Annotated in this window: 19 protein-coding genes and 2 riboswitches; of the genes, 5 read left to right on the top strand and 14 right to left on the bottom strand. The window is 29.8% G+C overall.

Annotated features, from left to right (window positions below; genetic code table 11):
* Positions 1-137: 137 nt before the first annotated feature.
* From JMO20_RS09150 to JMO20_RS09130, 5 genes are all read right to left on the bottom strand, one after another.
* Positions 138-278 (bottom strand): hypothetical protein, encoded by a 141-nt coding sequence (locus JMO20_RS09150; protein ID WP_202709283.1) that lies wholly within the window; start codon positions 276-278, stop codon positions 138-140.
* Positions 268-1,590 (bottom strand): helix-turn-helix domain-containing protein, encoded by a 1,323-nt coding sequence (locus tag JMO20_RS09145; protein ID WP_202709282.1) that lies wholly within the window; start codon positions 1,588-1,590, stop codon positions 268-270. Before JMO20_RS09145 ends, JMO20_RS09150 begins: the two co-directional genes overlap by 11 nt.
* A 451-nt stretch (positions 1,591-2,041) precedes the next feature.
* Positions 2,042-2,626, bottom strand: a complete 585-nt coding sequence (locus JMO20_RS09140) for a hypothetical protein (protein ID WP_202709281.1) — start codon at positions 2,624-2,626, stop codon at positions 2,042-2,044.
* 399 nt (positions 2,627-3,025) lie between these two features.
* Positions 3,026-4,198, bottom strand: a complete 1,173-nt coding sequence (locus tag JMO20_RS09135) for a dicarboxylate/amino acid:cation symporter (protein ID WP_202709280.1) — start codon at positions 4,196-4,198, stop codon at positions 3,026-3,028.
* A gap of 91 nt (positions 4,199-4,289) precedes the next feature.
* Entirely contained in the window at positions 4,290-5,885 is a 1,596-nt protein-coding gene (locus JMO20_RS09130; RefSeq protein WP_202709279.1) for a sensor histidine kinase, read from the bottom strand.
* Positions 5,886-6,052: 167 nt separating this feature from the next.
* On the opposite strand from JMO20_RS09130, the gene JMO20_RS09125 reads away from it, so the two are divergent.
* A complete protein-coding gene (locus JMO20_RS09125; RefSeq protein WP_202709278.1) occupies positions 6,053-6,601 on the top strand; it encodes a DUF3231 family protein in 549 nt (182 codons plus the stop codon).
* Positions 6,602-6,869: 268 nt separating this feature from the next.
* Here the strand turns inward: JMO20_RS09125 and JMO20_RS09120 are convergent, their stop codons facing one another.
* The 4 genes from JMO20_RS09120 to JMO20_RS09105 form a co-directional block, all read right to left on the bottom strand.
* The gene (locus JMO20_RS09120; protein WP_202709277.1) at positions 6,870-7,481 is read right to left on the bottom strand and encodes a class I SAM-dependent methyltransferase; all 612 of its coding nucleotides are present in this window, start codon (positions 7,479-7,481) and stop codon (positions 6,870-6,872) included.
* Positions 7,482-7,499: 18 nt separating this feature from the next.
* On the bottom strand, positions 7,500-8,174 hold the full coding sequence (locus tag JMO20_RS09115) for an HD domain-containing protein (protein ID WP_202709276.1): 675 nt from the start codon (positions 8,172-8,174) through the stop codon (positions 7,500-7,502).
* Between the two features lie 268 nt (positions 8,175-8,442).
* On the bottom strand, positions 8,443-8,796 hold the full coding sequence (locus JMO20_RS09110; protein WP_202709275.1) for a LapA family protein: 354 nt from the start codon (positions 8,794-8,796) through the stop codon (positions 8,443-8,445).
* Positions 8,797-9,041: 245 nt separating this feature from the next.
* Positions 9,042-10,229, bottom strand: coding sequence for an anaerobic nitric oxide reductase flavorubredoxin (locus tag JMO20_RS09105; protein WP_202709274.1), 1,188 nt, complete (start codon positions 10,227-10,229; stop codon positions 9,042-9,044).
* 275 nt (positions 10,230-10,504) lie between these two features.
* Positions 10,505-10,597: riboswitch (SAM riboswitch) on the top strand.
* Between the two features lie 107 nt (positions 10,598-10,704).
* Positions 10,705-10,809: riboswitch (SAM riboswitch) on the top strand.
* Between the two features lie 146 nt (positions 10,810-10,955).
* Between JMO20_RS09105 and JMO20_RS09100 the strand changes: the two genes are divergently transcribed.
* The 4 genes from JMO20_RS09100 (at position 10,956) to JMO20_RS09085 (ending at position 13,801) form a co-directional block, all read left to right on the top strand.
* Positions 10,956-11,951, top strand: a complete 996-nt coding sequence (locus JMO20_RS09100) for a methionine ABC transporter ATP-binding protein (protein ID WP_202709273.1) — start codon at positions 10,956-10,958, stop codon at positions 11,949-11,951.
* A complete protein-coding gene (locus JMO20_RS09095; RefSeq protein WP_202709272.1) occupies positions 11,944-12,594 on the top strand; it encodes a methionine ABC transporter permease in 651 nt (216 codons plus the stop codon). The genes JMO20_RS09100 and JMO20_RS09095 overlap by 8 nt, the downstream gene beginning before the upstream one ends.
* A gap of 12 nt (positions 12,595-12,606) precedes the next feature.
* Positions 12,607-13,422 (top strand): MetQ/NlpA family ABC transporter substrate-binding protein, encoded by an 816-nt coding sequence (locus JMO20_RS09090; RefSeq protein ID WP_202709271.1) that lies wholly within the window; start codon positions 12,607-12,609, stop codon positions 13,420-13,422.
* 106 nt (positions 13,423-13,528) lie between these two features.
* Positions 13,529-13,801, top strand: coding sequence for a hypothetical protein (locus JMO20_RS09085; protein WP_202709270.1), 273 nt, complete (start codon positions 13,529-13,531; stop codon positions 13,799-13,801).
* A 119-nt stretch (positions 13,802-13,920) separates the two neighbouring features.
* Here the strand turns inward: JMO20_RS09085 and JMO20_RS09080 are convergent, their stop codons facing one another.
* The 5 genes from JMO20_RS09080 to JMO20_RS09060 all read right to left on the bottom strand — a co-directional run.
* A complete protein-coding gene (locus JMO20_RS09080; RefSeq protein WP_202709269.1) occupies positions 13,921-14,376 on the bottom strand; it encodes a CBO0543 family protein in 456 nt (151 codons plus the stop codon).
* A 117-nt stretch (positions 14,377-14,493) separates the two neighbouring features.
* Positions 14,494-14,757: an HPr family phosphocarrier protein gene (locus JMO20_RS09075; RefSeq protein ID WP_202709268.1), complete on the bottom strand. Its 264-nt coding sequence runs from the start codon at positions 14,755-14,757 to the stop codon at positions 14,494-14,496.
* A gap of 60 nt (positions 14,758-14,817) precedes the next feature.
* The gene (locus tag JMO20_RS09070; protein WP_202709267.1) at positions 14,818-16,080 is read right to left on the bottom strand and encodes a zinc-binding dehydrogenase; all 1,263 of its coding nucleotides are present in this window, start codon (positions 16,078-16,080) and stop codon (positions 14,818-14,820) included.
* Positions 16,081-16,113: 33 nt separating this feature from the next.
* A complete protein-coding gene (gene pfkB / locus JMO20_RS09065) occupies positions 16,114-17,052 on the bottom strand; it encodes a 1-phosphofructokinase (RefSeq protein WP_202709266.1) in 939 nt (312 codons plus the stop codon).
* Between the two features lie 23 nt (positions 17,053-17,075).
* Positions 17,076-18,030: PTS sugar transporter subunit IIA (locus tag JMO20_RS09060; RefSeq protein WP_202709265.1), on the bottom strand; the 955-nt coding region annotated here is incomplete at its 5' end.

Genomic DNA, 18,030 nt, shown 5'->3' with positions numbered 1-18,030 from the left:
AATAAATTGTGATGAAATTATGATGCTGACCCATCTATTATAACACAAAAAAGCATATAAGGTGTAGTATACTACACCTTATATGCTTAACAATTTTTTCCGTTTATATCTTGCGTTCATTCTTTTCCTTATGTAACCTATTTAATCTCTAGTGGTATCTTAATACTTTCACACGTCATTGGTGTTGGGTCAATTTGCTCTGCCGCTACAAAACTCATAGTGCTTAATGTTAAAGATGCAATTAATAATAGAGATAAAATTAGTCTTTTAATTTTCATTCTCATGCCCCCCCTTTAATATTTGGTTTATTAAGTTCTTAGCCTCATCCTTGTCTCCCCTTTCAATACAAGCAAGAGTAAGCCTAAGAATTAATTCCAAACTTCCAGAAACATTCATATGTTCAAAAACCTTGGTGAAAATCTCTTTATTTGAAACTATTTTATCTTCTGAATTAGTTCTTGAATATAAATCTAGTAGTGTAAGTTGTCCTTTAATAGCATAATCAATTTTATTAAATTCCACTGCTTTTATTATCGACTTTTTATAATACTCCTCTGCTAAATCATTTTGCCCCAATAATTCACTGGCTTCAGCTAAATTATAATATATATTTGATATATACTCATTAGCAGATTCAAATATAGGCAATAGACTTACTAATTTATTCCTATATTCTTCAGCCCTTTCTTTATCCTTCTGAGAAACATATATATCTAAAATATTAGCATATACAACTGCTTTTTCTTTGTCTTCATCATCTAATATTTGAATGGCCTTTAAATATATTTCAATAGCTTTATCTTCTTGTCCTTTTTCATTATAGCAAATTCCTTCTAAAATTAGTGATTTCCTAAGTCCTTCTGAATTATTACTTCCAATATATTTCTTTAATTCTTGTAGATAATATAATGCCTTATCATATCTCTCAAGATTCTTATATGCCAAAGCAACATTAAAGTTTAACTTTACCTTAAGTTCATCAGATAGTCTATCAGCGCTCATACAATCTAAATTACTTAGATTTATTGCTTCTCTATATCTACCAGTAAAAATACAGTTGCCAATTAAACTCATTACAAGTTTATGTATATCTTTTTTTATTGGATTAACAAAATAATTTTCTAATCCTCTTGTAAGATAGTTATACTGTCTTTGTAAATCATTATAATGATAGCTTATCTTACCTAAAAGCTCATAAATAACAACCTTCTTATCAGAAATATTCCACTTTTTTAAGAAAGCCTCAATTTCTCTAATATAATATTCTTCAACTTCATAGTGATTATTTCTTATATAACTCTGAAGTTTTTCAATATATCTATCGGCTTGTTTCTTAGCTTCAATTCTTCGAGGATCCATAATATCTTCAGGGTCGATATGTATATCTAGATTCCTCTCTTTTGAAATCCTATTAATATTATCTGCTATTAGCTTAGCAGTTCTATAGTAAAGAGGTGTTTTATTATTTTCTATCATACTAATAAGATTTCTTGTTATTTCATCTCCTACAATCTCATGTTGTCGTAACCCTAATTCTTTCCTTATACTTTTAAGGTTTTCTCCCAGGGTCATATTTGTTCTTTCTTTCATTTAACCACCTTCTTTTAATTAATTTAATTATATCATATACCTATAGGCATGTAAACTGTTTTACAATACATAATTCTATAAATATCTATATAATTATAAACTTGCATACATTATACTCTTGTTATCTGAAAATTTCAACTTTTTTGTTAATCTTAAACAAAAAAATAAGATACTGGTATATGCTGGCATTTCTTGCCTACCTTATGGAAGTACGTTATATTATATAACTTCTATTATCTATTATATACTTGATTCTACTTTTTTTATTAAATATCCTTCTACTTTCACATAAATTTATTGATTTTTTATTAAAAAGTATAAAGTATTTTAAAAAAAATTAAAAGCCGATTGTCCCTTTTCTTTTTTAAAAAAAATCTAGGTATTCTCGGCCATAAATTATAAGTGAAATAAGGTTATTAAATTTTAATTCATACATTAGCTCTAACTCTCTTTATTCTAATCCTTCATTGAGACTTGAAAAAGCAACAATATTCTCTTCCAATTCTGTTTCTATTTCATCAACTTGTAATAGATTTATTAAAAATTCCATAGTATGCTCTTCAACCTTTTTTCTTCTACTTATACTTAATTTAAATACGATCCAACCTATTATACAAAGGGTAATAATAGCTAAACAAATTTTAATTAAAGATGTATTAATATTATCATTTACTACAAAATCTAGTACCCCTCTATATATACATAGAGTTAAAGAAAATATAATAGCCATATACCAAATGCCTAAAAATACCTTTGAAATTCTAAACGATTCAAATTGACCTACAATCTTAGTTCCATCTTCACTAGGATGTAACTCCCCAACAAATTTCCCTAGTGATGGTAAATTATACTTTCTCTTATCACAATTATTTTTTCTAAATTTATTCATTATCCAAAAATTTCTTTTTTTAATATCTAGCTTACCAAAGCATTTTATTCTATCAGCACTTGAGGGCAACATATTCTCTTTTATTGTATCTCTGAGCTTTTTTTCACAATCTGTAATATTAAGTGACGTAAATAGTTTATAAACCATATTTATCAACCCCATATGTTCAAAAGTATATTATGTTAGCAGAATAATAGTTACTCTCCATATAACTTATTAGACTTATATTTTCTCTAAATTGTTCCAATTATTCTTGATTTTTATTATATTTAAAATATATTTTATCAATTCTAACTTATAATCAATACATTCAATATCTATTATATACAATTCCTTTGTCGTAAAATGTCAATCATTGTATTTTAGAACAATTTTTTTAAAGTAATTTATAATACTGCTTTTATATCTATTCAGAATATAATTCTAATATGATAAATCTAAATTCATCTTTATGCTTGTCCTTATGATAGAAGCTGACAAGACTATGTCAGCTTCTATATAAATATTATACTAGATATTTTATATTTGTTATATGATACCATTTTCCTATTTACTCTTATTATTACCTGCAATCTTATCTACAATTATAGCTATAGCTCCATCTCCAGTTACATTTGTTGCTGTTCCAAAACTATCTTGAGCAAAATGTAATGCTATCATTAGAGCCTGTTGTCCTGATCCAAACATAAGCATACTTTCTAATAAACCTAGTGCTGCCATTACTCCACCACCAGGAATTCCAGGTGCTGCAACCATTGTTACTCCAAGCATTAATATAAAGGGAAGCATAGTAGCAAAAGTTGGTGTTGTCCCTGACATTAACATTACCCCCATAGATGCTAGTACCAGTGTAATTGTATCCCCTGCTAAATGGATGGTAGCTCCTAATGGTATAACAAAGTCAATAATATCTTCTGAGACTTCATTCTTCCTCGCACTTTGAATAGTTACAGGTATAGTAGCTGCCGAGGACTGAGTACCTAAAGCCGTAAAATATGCTGGCAACATATTAGTTATACATCTCACTGGATTCTTTCCAGTATATATAAAAGCTATAATATATTGAACTATAATATACGATAATTGAAGTATAATTATCATAACAAAGACAGATGAGAATGTCTTTATGGTATTAAATATTTCACCTGTTGTTGTTAGTTTAGCAAAAATTCCTGCTATGTGAAGAGGTATAAATGGTATTAGAATATATCTAATTACCAATTCTATTATCTTTTGAAAGTCTCTTAATGCTTCAAATAGACTTTTTCCCTTTATACTTGACATTCCTAACCCTAGTAAAAAGGCTGTTACAAGAGCTGTCATTACACCCATCATTGGTTCAATCTCAATAGTAAAGTATGGGCTTACATCTATTCCTGCTTCTGATACTAGTTCTCCACCTTTAATTAACCCTGGTAATATAGCTGACCCAATAAAGTAAGCTGTTATTCCTGCAACTACTGCTGATATGTAGGCAATGGCTGCTGTAATTCCCAATAATTTTCCTGCGCCCCTTCCTAAATCGGCAATACCTGGCGCCACAAATCCGATTATAACAAAAGGTATAATGAATTTTAAGAAATTTCCAAATATCCCACTAAAGGTGCTAAGCAGTCTTACAATTACATACATCTCTATTGATTTAGAAATCAAACCTATTATTATACCAGCAATTATACCTATTATTAGCTTAGGTAATAATCCAATTTTTTTCTTCATCCTATCACTCCTAATATTAAATTTTATTTAATTAACATTTTTCTGTACCATTATTTTACTAAGTAGAAAGTCTTTTTATTCAAAAAACTATCTAATAATAAATATCTGATAACTCAATTTTTACTTGATTCCCCCTATTTATACGATTATTACCTTCCTCTATTATTGAGTTATCTTCTAATGAGTTTTTCCTATCAGGAAATTTTACTGTAAAAGTACTCCCCTTATTAATCATACTTTCTACTTTTATCTCTCCTCCATGTAGCTCTACTAAAGCTCTTGATATTGATAGTCCCATTCCACTTCCTTCATTAGCCCTATTTAAACTTCTATCCACTTGTCTAAATGGATCAAATATACAGCTAAGCTTGTCTTTATCAATGCCAATGCCATCATCCATAACTGAAATACAAATATAATCATTCTCTTCATAAACTTTTATAATGATTTTACCATCTTTGTCAGTAAATTTTATTGAATTAGATATAAGATTAAGAATAATCCTCTCAAAACTGTAGCTATCAACAGCTATACTGATATCTTTGGTTTCACATTGCATTTCCAGAGTACGACCTTTAATTTGTTTAGATTGAGATACTTCTTCAACAATATTATTTATTAAACATATAATATTATGATCAACTAAATCTAATGTATAAAAATCTCCATCTATCTTTGTTATATCAATTATATTATTAACAATTCTTAATAATCTATAGGAATTCAGTAGCATTTTATCTAAATATTTTATTCCTTCCCTGAGTCTTATGATACCTTTCCCTGACTCTAAATATACTTTAATAAATTGAATTGTAGAAAAGATCATATTTAATGGAGTCTTTAATTCATGGGATATATTAGCAAAAAATTCACTTCTTAATTTATTATACTCTTTTTCTTCTATTAGCTTTTCTCTATCCTTTTCCATTATCTTACGTCTAGTTATATCCCTTGCAGCAGTTAAAACTATAGGTTGATTAATCAATTGGAAAACCTTAGAGTTTATTTCAACTGGAATCCTAGAACCAGACTTCGTAATAAGAATAGATTCAAAAGTAACAGTTTTTCCTTCCAATAATGTTTCCATTATTGCAGAATAGTTTTTCATTATGCCTTTAGAGTCAAATATATCCATAGGAGTCATATCCAAAAACTCTTCTCTTGTATATCCTATATTTCTTTTAGCTATATCATTTACTTCAATAAATCTTCCAGGAAATCCATTATCATCAATTAAATGAAGATAAACATAATCTTTAGAGCTATTAAATAGTACTTCATATTTTATCTTACTCTCTTCTAAATTCCCAATGGATTTAACACTCTCAGTTATATCATTGACTACAGTATGCAAAACATTTTTGTTATTCCAGGAAGTTACTCCCCAGTTCACTTCAACATCCCTTAATTCCCCATTAGATAATTTATGCTTGAAATAAAACTTATTTTCTTTATGCTTAATTACTAAATTCATCTTATTCCATATTTCTTCATCATTCGAATTATTGATATCAAATATCTTTAAGCCATACATCTCATCTTTGCTATATCCATAAAAATTAAGTGCCGATGGATTTGCATCAATTATATCTCCATTTTTAGTATCAATTAAGAGCATAATCAAATTTGAATTATAAAACACATCTTGGTATGAAATATTAAAGTTTTTTTCATTACTCTTATTCATAGTAACCCCCCTTTGATTAGCCTTCCAATTGTTTGGTAAATTTTTACCCTATTTGAATAATAATACAACATGTTTTATAAATAAATTAATCATCCAAATTCTTGAGATTATAAATATGGGAATAAATTAATATTTAATGACGAAAAATATTTAAAAGAGGTGATAAAATGCCAAATATTATGGAAGCTATAAAAGGTATGTTTAATACTGTCATTGATGATGAAGCAAAGCCACCATTAAATATTATTGAGGCTTCATTCTGCTGGACTTATTTTTCTTTAGTCACTGAAGCCTTGTCCTTTGAACAATTGAGTAAAAACACCACAACCGATGATGAGTTATTAGGAATTTTAGAAGATGGAATGAAATTGTGTAAAAATCAAAGTAAAAAGCTCAAAGAATTTATGATAAAAGAAGGAGTGTCCATCCCTCCAATTACAGAAGATAAGCCTAAGAGTAATTCAATTGATATTCCACCTGGAGTAAAATTAAGTAATACAGAGATTAGTAATGGTCTAGCTTTAAAAATAATATCTATGTCGATTCAGGCAGCAACAGCTGCATCTCAATCTGTTAGAACTGATATCGGGGCCATTTGGGTAGAGTTCTTGATTGAAAGTTTAACCTTTGGTTCAACTTTGAAGACCAAAATGAGAAAAAGAGGCTGGGCGAAGATTCCACCCGATTATAATCCTCCTGGATCTCCCACTAAGTGAACTCGTTCTGCTAAAGCAGAACATCGGGGCTTCAGATGGAGACTCTACGCCACCTGAAGAGAAGTCTTCTCTCCCACTTATAGAAGTGGGAGTCTTATCAAAAGATAAAATCATATGTATCTTTATCTTATATCTAGAGAAGCCTTTTTTGATAGCATCTTTATCATATCATAGGTTTCTCTATAATTTACTAAAATATCTTTTTAAAATAATAGATGCAACTAAATATGAGGTGATTTGCCAATAAAAATTTTAAGAATTACATATCTTATTTCTTCCTCATAATTATTGATTGAAAATCGAATTTCCCATCTAATTTTATTTCCTTAAAGCTGATTAATTCAAAATATTGGGATAAAACTTTCTTTAATTTATCACTACTATAGAATGAAAAGAATCTTGGCGGCTGATAAATATCATCTTCCCATATTCCCTCTGAATCTTCTCCTCCATAAACCCCCATATAAAATAAGCCAGAAGGATTTAAAATATTATCAATCTGCTTAAGTACATCTGAAATATTTCTCTTTTCTATATGCAATAATGAATTCATTGCCCATACAGAATCGAATTTGCTCTTTAATAAATATAGCTTATAAAAATCAAGTTCAAAGGACTTTATACCCTTCTCCAAACAAAGCTTTACCATTTCTCTTGATATATCAATAGCCTTAACATCTATATCTTGTTGCTTGAAAAATTCACTATGTATACCTGTCCCAGCTCCTAAATCTAGAAGAGTTTTCTTGTCTTCTTCCTTTAAATATTCCAAGAACTCTTTTCTAATGTGAACTTTCCAATCTTGGGCGATATTTTTATCCCTTATATTAGCACACGAGTTATATGTCTTAGCTATATTATCCTTAATTTTACTGCCCATTAAATATTCTCCTCTCGTTTACATGATTCCTTTTATTTCTTTTGTTAATCTATTAAAAAATCTGCCCATATATTTTATCCTATCATTTCCTATTTCCTTCGCACTACTAGTAAAAAGCCTTTTTGGTATTTTTTTAAACTTAAATTCATATTCAATAAATGGTGTATGTTTAGAAACATCTTTGATTCTTCCATTATCTGTGGTATTCTCTTTAATATATTGATCCAAGTCATCTATAATCTCTAATCTTTGTCCAAATTGTCCTGATAGCATAAAACAGCGAGCTAGTCCAATAGCACCTATAGCGTCTAGCTTATCTGCATCAAAAAGAATCTTGGCTTCTATAGATCTTGGCTCATTTCCACTTCTAAATCTATGGGCTACTATACAGTGTTTTATTTCTTCAATATCATTATCATTATAATCCAGCCCTTTTAATATTTTCTCTGCCATTTCACTGCCTAAAATAGCATGGTCAGTTTTTCCAGTTGTATCTTTACTTTCTATTACTCTAGCAATATCATGTAATAAAGCAGCTGGAATTAAAACATTTAAATTAACATTTTTCTCATGTTTACCTATTTCTAGGCATAAGCTATGTACTCTTAAAACATGGTCCATATTGTGAGCAGAGCAAGATAATTCAGATTTTACAATATCCATGATTTTCTCATGCTTTTCAATATTGAGCATTTAATCTCCCCCTATTATAAAATATATATTTAACTATAGCAAACATTTGTTCTTTAATCAATAAATTTATATATCCCTTTATACCTTAACTTTTTTTTAAAAACCATCTAATGAGTAATCTACTATTTGTCAAAATAATTTAATTTATTAAAAATTAAAAATAAAATAAGTTCATGTAATTAAAAGAAATCTAACTACCATGAACTTATCTATTTTAAGTTAACTTATCTTATTTAACTTTAACATATCAAACTTTCTTTTAAGAATTTTACCCCTGTATCTCAGGTGTCTCTTCCTCTTTATTATTTGCTTCACTAGTATGTCCTTCTTCTAATTTACTAATAAGCTCTTGATTTTTAGCCATTAACTTATTATTTTCTACTTCTAGTTTTTCAACTATCTTAGCTACATTTTTATATTTTTTATTTACTTTCATTCTTTGGACTATTCCTAAGAACATAACTACAATTGCTCCTAATAATGCTGATACCAATATAACTAATGCTTGAGATATATTAAAATTAGCAAACAGAAAATTTATATCCACTGCACTAGAATTTTGAATAGCAAATATAGCCACAATAATTGCCAATATCAATGATAATATAAATCTATAATCCATTATGATTCCCCCTCTAATTTTTAACTATAATTTTATTGTCTTGTTATTTTTATACCCAAATACACTTTTAGAAATCAGTTTGCTAACTGTAATTGGACTATTATTATCTGTAAAAATCATGGGATTTTATTTTCATATAAATTTTACGTGGATTTTTGATATGTATTTCCTATATTTAATAAAAAAACTACAGATAACTGATTAAGATTACCAATTATCCATAGTGTTATAATAGTGAATAAAACTTATAACTTCTGAAAGATTTCTTTACCAAATTCTTTACACTCATTCATTTCCTCTTCACCTGGATTCCATAATTGCTTAATGCCTTCATTAATTACATCTAATCCTGCTTCTTTTAATTCATCTGTAATTATTTTAACCGACTCTCCACTCCATCCATATGTTCCGAAGGCAGCAGCTTTTTTATTTTTGAACTTCAATCCTTTCAACATCTCAAGGATACCAGCTATTGAAAAGAGAATCCCGTTATTTATTGTTGGAGATCCAACCAAAACTAGCTTAGATTTAAATACCTCGGTCAGAATATCGTTTTTATCAGTTTTAGCTGAATTATATAGTTTGATATTTTGCTCCTTATTAACAGTCTTTATACCTTCCGTGATAGCTTCTGCCATTCTTTTAGTTCCATGCCACATACTATCATAGACTATTGTTATTTGGTCTTCCTGATAATTGTCTGACCACTTAAGATACCTTTCGACTATTTGAGTAAGATTCTCTCTCCAAATAATTCCATGGCTTGGGCAAATCATATTAATCGGTAAGTTCATACTTAATATCTCATTGATTTTTCTCTTAACTAAAGGACTAAATGGCGTTAAAATATTTGCATAATATTTGATAGATTGTTGATCTAATTCTGCTTTATCTACTAAATCATTAAACATTAATTCAGAAGCATAGTGTTGCCCAAAGGCATCATTGCTGAAAAATATATTCTCACCTGCCATATAGGTAAACATGCTGTCAGGCCAATGAAGCATTTTCGCCTCAACGAATGTTAATGTATTTTCTCCAATATCTAAAGTGTCACCCGTTTTTACTTCTTTAAAATTCCAGTCTTCATGATAATGTCCTTTCAATGATTTAACTCCACTGCTAGTACAGTATATAGGAGTGCCAGGGATTTCCTTCATAAGTTCAGGAAGTGCACCACTATGGTCAATCTCACCATGATTCATTATTATGTAATCTATTTCGTCTAAATCTATCTCTTTCTTTAATTCTTCAACAAATTCATCAGCAAATGGTCTCCACACTGTATCAATAAGTACTGTCTTTTCATCTCTTATTAAATAAGAATTATAGGATGTCCCCTTATGTGTTGAATACTCATATCCATGGAAATTTCTCAATTCCCAATCAATCTTTCCTACCCATTTAACTTTTTCACTAATTTTATATGACATAAAATCCCTCCTCTAATATTTATTATCTGCATACCCTAAAATTCTTATGCTATAACTATTCCTAAAATAATAATTGATTTTTTATATCATTTTTGTTCTAAGTTAATAACTCCATGAATATATTAACCAAATAGCTAAAATTATATTTTTATAAAATTAGACTTGGAAAACAACTTGCCTTATAAGTTAATTTTACTATAGGAAATAATAATTTTTTTGATTTTTTATTTACAAGTCTCAAAATATATGTTAGTATATATAAAATTGAAAATTTATTCTTATCTAGAGTTAGGGTAGAGATTTAGCTCAAAGACCCTATACCAACCTACTTTATAAAAGCAAGGTGGTTCTGCTAATGACGATAAGGAGGCTCGATTTTAATTAATTATTAAATTAAACCTTCTTAGCAATTAGCTAAGAAGGTTTTTTATTTTATATTAATAGTTTTTATAAAAAATAATAATTTCATAGTAGTTTCTTATCCAGAGAGGTGGAGGGTCTGGCCCAATGAAACCCAGCAACCGGCTTATAATAAGTATCGGTGCTAATTCCTGCAGTACACTGTACTGACAGATGAGAGAGTGATCTTGATTTTAAAAGCTCTTTCTCATAGAAAGAGTTTTTTTATTACCCTTTAACTATTTTTATAATTTCTTGGAGTATTTAGAATTAATAGCAGAACTACATTATAGTACTAAAATATTTAATAGCATAAGGAGTGTTTATATGATAAAAATTGAAAATCTTTCTAAGGTCTATTCTAAAGAAGATAATAAAGTTGTTGCCCTTGATAATATTAATTTATTCATTGAACAAGGTTCAATCTTTGGAATTATTGGTCTAAGTGGAGCAGGTAAATCCTCATTAATCAGATGTATTAATAGAATTGAAGAACCTACTACAGGAAATATTTTGATTAGTAATGTCAACGTTTCAAACCTTTCTACCAAAAGATTACGAAATCTTAGAAAAAATATCGGAATGATTTTTCAAGGTTTTAATTTGCTTAGTAGCAAGACAGTATTTGATAATATAGCTTTTCCATTGAAGTTATCCAAAGTTCCTAAAACTGAAATTTCTAAAAGAGTTAACGAGCTATTAGAGCTGGTAGACCTTACTGATAAAGCTAACTCTTATCCTTCTCAATTAAGTGGGGGACAGAAACAAAGAGTGGGAATAGCTAGGGCCTTGGTTTCTAATCCAAATGTATTGCTATGTGATGAAGCCACCTCAGCTTTAGACCCTAAGACCACTAAACAAATACTGGACCTATTAAAAAGGATAAATAAGACCTTTGGAATTACTATCATATTAATAACCCATGAAATGGATGTAGTCAAGGAGATATGTACACATGTAGCTATATTAGAAAATGGTCAAATTTTAGAGGCTGGTAACACAATAGATGTTTTTTCTACACCAAGACAAAAGGCTACCCAAGACTTTGTTGATCAGTTAAGAGTTCTTCCTACATCCTTAGATAAAGATAGAATATTTAGTTTGTCCTTCACCCATAACAGTGCAGGCAAGCCATTGATTTCTAAAATAATAAGGGAGTTTGAAGTAGATATAAATATACTATCTGGCAAAATTGAATGGATTCAAGATAAGCCTATTGGAAAATTAATCGTACAGATTAAGACAGATATGTCCACTTTGCACTTGATACAGACTTTTCTTAAAGAAAATAACGTAAAAATGGAGGTTTTAAATTATGAATGATATCATTGCACTTATTATTCCATCTGCCATAGAGACTCTATACATGGTCTTTATTTCTTTAGCATTTACAATACTTTTAGGCTTACCTCTTGGAATTACTCTAGTTGTCACAGAAAAAGGACATATTCTTCCAAATAGAGTTATTAACTTTATTCTATCTTATTTCATCAATATTACACGATCTTTACCCTTTGTGATTCTTATGGTTTTCATTATTCCATTTACGAGATTTCTAGTTGGAACTACCATTGGAACCACTGCTGCTATTGTTCCTTTAGTATTTGCAGCTACCCCGTTCTTTGCCCGTATAGTAGAGAGTTCTATTAATGAAGTTGACTGGGGAGTAATAGAGGCATCTATCGCTATGGGAGCTAGCCCCTTACAGATTATTCTGAAGGCATTAATTCCTGAAGCAATGTCTTCACTAGTATTAGGTGTAACTATAACTATTATCAACATTCTTGGTTACTCGGCCATGGCTGGAGTAGTAGGAGGAGGTGGTTTAGGCGATTTAGCTGTTCGATATGGCTATCATAGATTTCAAACAAATTTAATGCTTATTACTGTTTTAATTTTAGTGATTTTAGTTCAGGTGATTCAATCATCTGGAAATAAGATAGCTCAAGCTATCAATAAAAAATAGGAGGTATTGCATATGAAAAAAAGTTTAATTGTTTTATTAGTTAGTCTCTTAGTTTTCACTTTATTCTTAAATGGATGTGGTGATATAAACACCTCTAGTGATGATGAATTAAAAGTTTTAAGAGTTGGAGCAACTCCTTTGCCCCATGCTGAGTTACTAGAATTTATTAAACCTACTTTAGAAGAACAGGGAATAAAACTTCAAATCGTCGAATTCACTGATTATGTTAGCCCTAATGTAGCCCTAGATAGTAAAGAAATAGATGCCAATTTCTTTCAACACGTTCAATATATGAAATCCTTTTCTAGAGAAAGAGATATAGAAATGGTTAGTGCTGGTAAAGTTCATATTGAACCCTTAGGTTTATATTCAAAGAGCATAAGTTCCATAGATGAATTAAAGGACGGAGCTATCATAACTATACCAAATGACCCATCTAATGAAGGAAGAGCCCTTATTCTTCTTGATAGTGAAGGAATTATTGAATTGAAAGCAGATGCAGGTCTTGAAGCAACAGAAAATGATATTATTTCTAACCCTAAGAATCTAGTTTTCAAACCAATTGATGCAGCCCAACTACCTAGAAGCTTAGAAGATGTTGATGCAGCAATCATAAATACTAACTATGCTCTAGAAGCCAAATTAAATCCGATAAAAGATTCTATACTTATAGAAGGTACTGATTCTCCATATGCAAATATCGTGGCTATACGTCCTGAGGATACTAATGATGAAGCAATAAAAGTACTGATTGAAGCTTTGCAGTCAGATGAAGTAAAAGGTTTCATTGAAGAAAATTATAACGGTGCTATCATTCCAGCCTTTTAATTTCATTAATAAAAACTATGGTGATAATTTGACATAAAGTATCCTTTACGTTAACATTCAATTGATGAAATATGAAAGTATGCATATTTTTAGAAGGAGTGTTATTTTGATAAAATTATCATTTTCAAGTATAGTTTGGATTATAAATTTAGTTATTGTAGCTATAAGTTTATTTTCTATAGGCTATGGTAATGCTGATTTTGGGTTTATAGGAATAATCCTCGCAGGAGTAATTAATTTACTTTTTCTCATAGTATCTATAGTTCAGTTTATTAAACACAAGGATAAAAAAAGTCTTTTCCATTCTATATTTAGTATTATATTTATTGTTATAGTTTACTATGTTGGTGTAATTATTTTGCTAGATAACGCATTTTGATAAAATCATAAAATAAAAATGAGTTATATAAACATTCATAATAAATTGATGTTTATATAACTCATTCTAATTTAACTCTATATTTTATTTATTATACATAAATGATTTTTTGATACAATTTACTCAGATAACCTCTCATATTTAAAAACTTTATGAATTTTATAAAACACCCAAAACAATATCCAATCAGCAATGTAAGAGTGAAATAAAGTCCATCCATTATAATGAGCCATTTGATTTGCCATTATATGTATTATTTCTATAGTAATGGCAGTAGTAGTCCATAAAATCCAATACATAATCTTATATTGAATTTTTCTAGCCTCTGGATACCATTGAATAAATAAATATGTAGCTACAATATATATTCCCCAATCATCTATTACATTAATTATAAATTTATCAATCAAGCTATTTTTATAGCTCCAAAACTTAAAATAATGCATTAAATGATCTGTTGTAGATCCTATTGCAGAAGCAAAAAATGCTATTGTAAATAGCTCTCTCCATCTTTTTTTATCAGCAAATATAAACCATATTGTCCATACAATTATAAAGCGAAATATAAAGAACATATATTCTACCTCATTTATTTATAATAATAGTTATAGTTTTTGTATGGAGTAAACTTTTATTCTGAAATCTTTGTCGAAATATGTAAATTGCCTTTGCATATGCAAAGGCAATTTTCTTTATTCTTCATCAAATCCACTTTTTACTAATTCAACTAAATTTTCCATAGCTTCTTTTTCATCTGACCCATTTGTTATAAGCTTAATCTCAGTACCCTTTGAAAGGCCTAATCCCATCATAGCCATTATTGATTTTCCATTTATTTTTTTAGTTCCTACTTCAATTTCTATTTCACACTCATATTTTGAAGCCATCTTAGTAAATAAGTTAGCTGGTCTTGCATGTATTCCACTTTCATTTATAATTGTAACTAATTGTTCCATTTAATATCCTCCTTAAAATATATACTATTATCTTCTTTAGATTATTTAATAGTTTATGTCTTAGTCTATAGTTTTTTCCTTTAATAAGAATTGTTCAGCTTCTAATGACCATAAGCCTTTGTTTCTCTTTGTAATCTCTGCTAATTTTGCAAAGAACTCATCAGTTTTTCCTTTTTCTTCAAAATCATCTATTGCAGTTAATTCCATATCAATATGTGGATACACGAGCTTTTTACCACCTGGGATATTAGGTAGGTTTAGAGTTGTGTCTTTAACACTGTCTATTCCACCAATATGAGTAATCATTACAGCAGGATTAATTAATCCTTTGCTTGTCATCTCTAAACATTCTTTCATGTCATCTGTATTCCCACCACTTGTTCCTGCTATATGTGTTGAAGCATAGTGTACATTATAAAAGTTTAATTTAGCTGAGAACTCTTTATCTGTTGGTCCTGCAAAGAAGTTTAGACAACCATCCTTAGCTAAAATCTTATCTGCTTCTTCTACTACTGGTGCAACTGGAATGTATACAAATACATCATCAAAGCCATTTCCATCAGTAAGAGAACGTAAATATTCATTTGAATCTTCAAGATCTTTAGTATTAACATATTTAAGCTCAACACCATGTGCTTTAGCTTCTTCAATACTTAAAATAGACTCTGCTCTTTTAAGTCTATCCTCATTTATATCAGTAACTACCAGCATTTTGGGCTTTCTATCACGATGGATAGCATAATCTATAGCTCCTAATCCCATAGGACCAACACCACCAAGAATTGCCATATATCCACCTTCTTTTATATCCATGCTGTGTTCATAAACACCATTCTTAGTATGGTAATTGGCATGGAATGCACCTATTATGCATGACATAGGTTCTGCTAATGATGCTTGGAAGAAAGCATCTCCTTCATATTCTAATAGGCAACCAAGTTCCATTACTTCGTGTGGTATTACCATATATGTTGCATCCCCACCAAAGTATTTGTAAGAATAACCTGGAGAGTATGGGCTTCCTTTATAGTTTAAAGCTGGTTGTAGAGAGAATTTGCTTCCTGCTTCGAATTTATCTTTCCACTTATCTCCTACTTTTACTATTTCTCCTGCAAGCTCATGGCCTACAATGATTGGATTTTCAGCAATATCTTCTGGAACTCTTTTATGTTTCTCACCTTGGATAACTGCTTTATATGTTGACATACAAATACTATCTGATACTACCTTAGCTAATATTTCATCTTCTTTTATTTCTGGTAATTCAAATTCTTCTAGTCTTAAGTCATTTACACCATATAATCTCACTGCTTTAGTTTTCATACTTGTCACTCTCCTTTATAGTTTCATCTATATTTATTCAACATCTAAATATTCAAAACTCACTTCTGATTTCAAGCTCTCAATTTCCTCTATACTTCCTGGCTGAGTTCCTTCAGTCATTACAGCAGTAGTACTAGTAGCCGAAGCTAATTTAATAATATCTTCAAAGGAGTAATTTTGTTCTATTGCAAAGGCCAATGCTGCAACCATGGCATCTCCAGCCCCTACAGTACTCTTTACCTCTACTTGTTTCCCCTTAACTAAAGCGACTTTATCCTCTGTCACGAATAAAGAGCCATCTTTACCAAGAGAAACAACAACATATTGTACTCCATAATTTAAAAATTCTTTTGCTGCCTTTGCTATCGCTTCATTAGTTTCTAATTTTCTATCTAAAAGCTCTTCTAACTCATGAATATTAGGCTTTACTAAGAACGGACCAGCCTTTATACTCTCACTTAATAACTTCTTAGAGGTATCTAATATACACTTTGCACCTTTTTCTTTTGATTTTTCAACTAGGTACTCGTATATACATACATCTACATTTCTAGGGACACTGCCAGAAAATACTACTACAGCATTTTCTGGTATTGTGTCTATAATTCTCTTTTTAATTTCATCTAAGGATTCATCTTCAATATATGGTCCTTTTTCATTTATTTCCGTTGTAATCTGACTTTTCGTATCTACTACTTTTACATTTGTTCTTGTTTCTCCATCAACCATTATGAAATCATTCGATATATTAATTTTATCTAACTCACTTTTTATAAACTCACCTGAAGAACCAGCTAATATTCCTATTGCCTTACTTTCTCCGTTTAGAGCTTTAATCACTTTAGAAACATTTATTCCTTTACCAGCTGCATCTATCCTAGTGGAATTAACTCTATTTACAGCCCCAATTTGGAAGTCATCTATTGTTATGGTTTTATCTATAGCTGGATTTAACGTAACAGTTATAATCATATTCTATCCTCCAAACTTTGTTTCTAGTTATTTGTAGTGAATACCTTATAGATTGCATTTAAGTCATCAGTCTTTCTAAGCTTTTCAACTACTTCATCATCATCTAAAATACTTGCTAGATTAGAAAGTATTTCTAAGTGTTCTTTACCTTTAGCTGCTATACCTATAACTAGATACGCGATGTTATCATCTCCAAAGTCAACACCTTCTGGAAACTGTAATACTACTATTCCTGATTCTTTAACTCTTTTCTTAGAATCTTCGACTCCATGTGGAATTGCAATTCCTCTACCGATATATGTTGTAAGCTTTTTCTCTCTAGCAATCATGTCACTTATATAATCTGATTCTACATATCCATTATCCACTAATAGCTTACCTGCCATCTTAATTGCTTCTTCTTTATCTACGCTTTTTAGATTTAACTTAATATTCTCTTTGCTTAGTACTGTGCCATCATCCTGTACCTTCTCTACAGCATTAGTATTAGCGTTATCTTTGCTTCCCGAACTTTGAACTAACTGACCAATTAACTCTTCATACACTGGACTGTTTAGGAAATCATCTATTGAAATATGTTTTGCATTAGGAGCTACTGATCTAGCTCTGTCTGTTAAACTCTTATGACTTATAACTATATCTGCATCATTTGGTATTTGATCTATTGCAGTATTTATAACCTCTATATCTAAGCCTGCTTTCTTTATTTTATTTCTCAACCTTGATGCTCCCATTGCACTTGAACCCATACCTGCATCACATGCAAATACTATCTTGTTAACATTGTTTCCTTTTGTTATATCTATTTTTTTATCTTCTTTTTTATTTTTTAAATCTTTTACTCTTTCCTTTGCTTCATCTAAGTCTTCATCATCCTTTGACCTCTTTATGAAGAAAGATGCAACTAAGAATGAGACTACTGTTGAAACTACTACACCTGCTATTACTGGGAAAAAGCCTCCCTTTGGTGTCATTCCT

The sequence above is a fragment of the Sporosalibacterium faouarense genome (assembly GCF_016765695.1).
GTDB classification, from domain to species: Bacteria; Bacillota; Clostridia; order Tissierellales; family VENL01; genus Sporosalibacterium; species Sporosalibacterium faouarense.
Note: the sequence above shows the minus strand (reverse complement) of the source record. Positions and strands in the feature narration are given on the sequence as shown.

What these genes read in the sequence shown, in the direction of transcription:
- JMO20_RS09070 (WP_202709267.1), bottom strand. Translation starts at nt 16,080, where the DNA reads ATGAAAACTAAAGCAGTGAGATTATATGGTGTAAATGACTTAAGACTA.
- JMO20_RS09080 (WP_202709269.1), bottom strand. Translation starts at nt 14,376, where the DNA reads ATGTTCTTTATATTTCGCTTTATAATTGTATGGACAATATGGTTTATA.
- JMO20_RS09075 (WP_202709268.1), bottom strand. Translation starts at nt 14,757, where the DNA reads ATGGAACAATTAGTTACAATTATAAATGAAAGTGGAATACATGCAAGA.
- JMO20_RS09095 (WP_202709272.1), top strand. Translation starts at nt 11,944, where the DNA reads ATGAATGATATCATTGCACTTATTATTCCATCTGCCATAGAGACTCTA.
- JMO20_RS09110 (WP_202709275.1), bottom strand. Translation starts at nt 8,796, where the DNA reads ATGGATTATAGATTTATATTATCATTGATATTGGCAATTATTGTGGCT.
- pfkB (WP_202709266.1), bottom strand. Translation starts at nt 17,052, where the DNA reads ATGATTATAACTGTTACGTTAAATCCAGCTATAGATAAAACCATAACA.
- JMO20_RS09100 (WP_202709273.1), top strand. Translation starts at nt 10,956, where the DNA reads ATGATAAAAATTGAAAATCTTTCTAAGGTCTATTCTAAAGAAGATAAT.
- JMO20_RS09090 (WP_202709271.1), top strand. Translation starts at nt 12,607, where the DNA reads ATGAAAAAAAGTTTAATTGTTTTATTAGTTAGTCTCTTAGTTTTCACT.
- JMO20_RS09120 (WP_202709277.1), bottom strand. Translation starts at nt 7,481, where the DNA reads ATGGGCAGTAAAATTAAGGATAATATAGCTAAGACATATAACTCGTGT.
- JMO20_RS09125 (WP_202709278.1), top strand. Translation starts at nt 6,053, where the DNA reads ATGCCAAATATTATGGAAGCTATAAAAGGTATGTTTAATACTGTCATT.
- JMO20_RS09145 (WP_202709282.1), bottom strand. Translation starts at nt 1,590, where the DNA reads ATGAAAGAAAGAACAAATATGACCCTGGGAGAAAACCTTAAAAGTATA.
- JMO20_RS09115 (WP_202709276.1), bottom strand. Translation starts at nt 8,174, where the DNA reads ATGCTCAATATTGAAAAGCATGAGAAAATCATGGATATTGTAAAATCT.
- JMO20_RS09150 (WP_202709283.1), bottom strand. Translation starts at nt 278, where the DNA reads ATGAAAATTAAAAGACTAATTTTATCTCTATTATTAATTGCATCTTTA.
- JMO20_RS09130 (WP_202709279.1), bottom strand. Translation starts at nt 5,885, where the DNA reads ATGAATAAGAGTAATGAAAAAAACTTTAATATTTCATACCAAGATGTG.
- JMO20_RS09105 (WP_202709274.1), bottom strand. Translation starts at nt 10,229, where the DNA reads ATGTCATATAAAATTAGTGAAAAAGTTAAATGGGTAGGAAAGATTGAT.
- JMO20_RS09135 (WP_202709280.1), bottom strand. Translation starts at nt 4,198, where the DNA reads ATGAAGAAAAAAATTGGATTATTACCTAAGCTAATAATAGGTATAATT.
- JMO20_RS09140 (WP_202709281.1), bottom strand. Translation starts at nt 2,626, where the DNA reads ATGGTTTATAAACTATTTACGTCACTTAATATTACAGATTGTGAAAAA.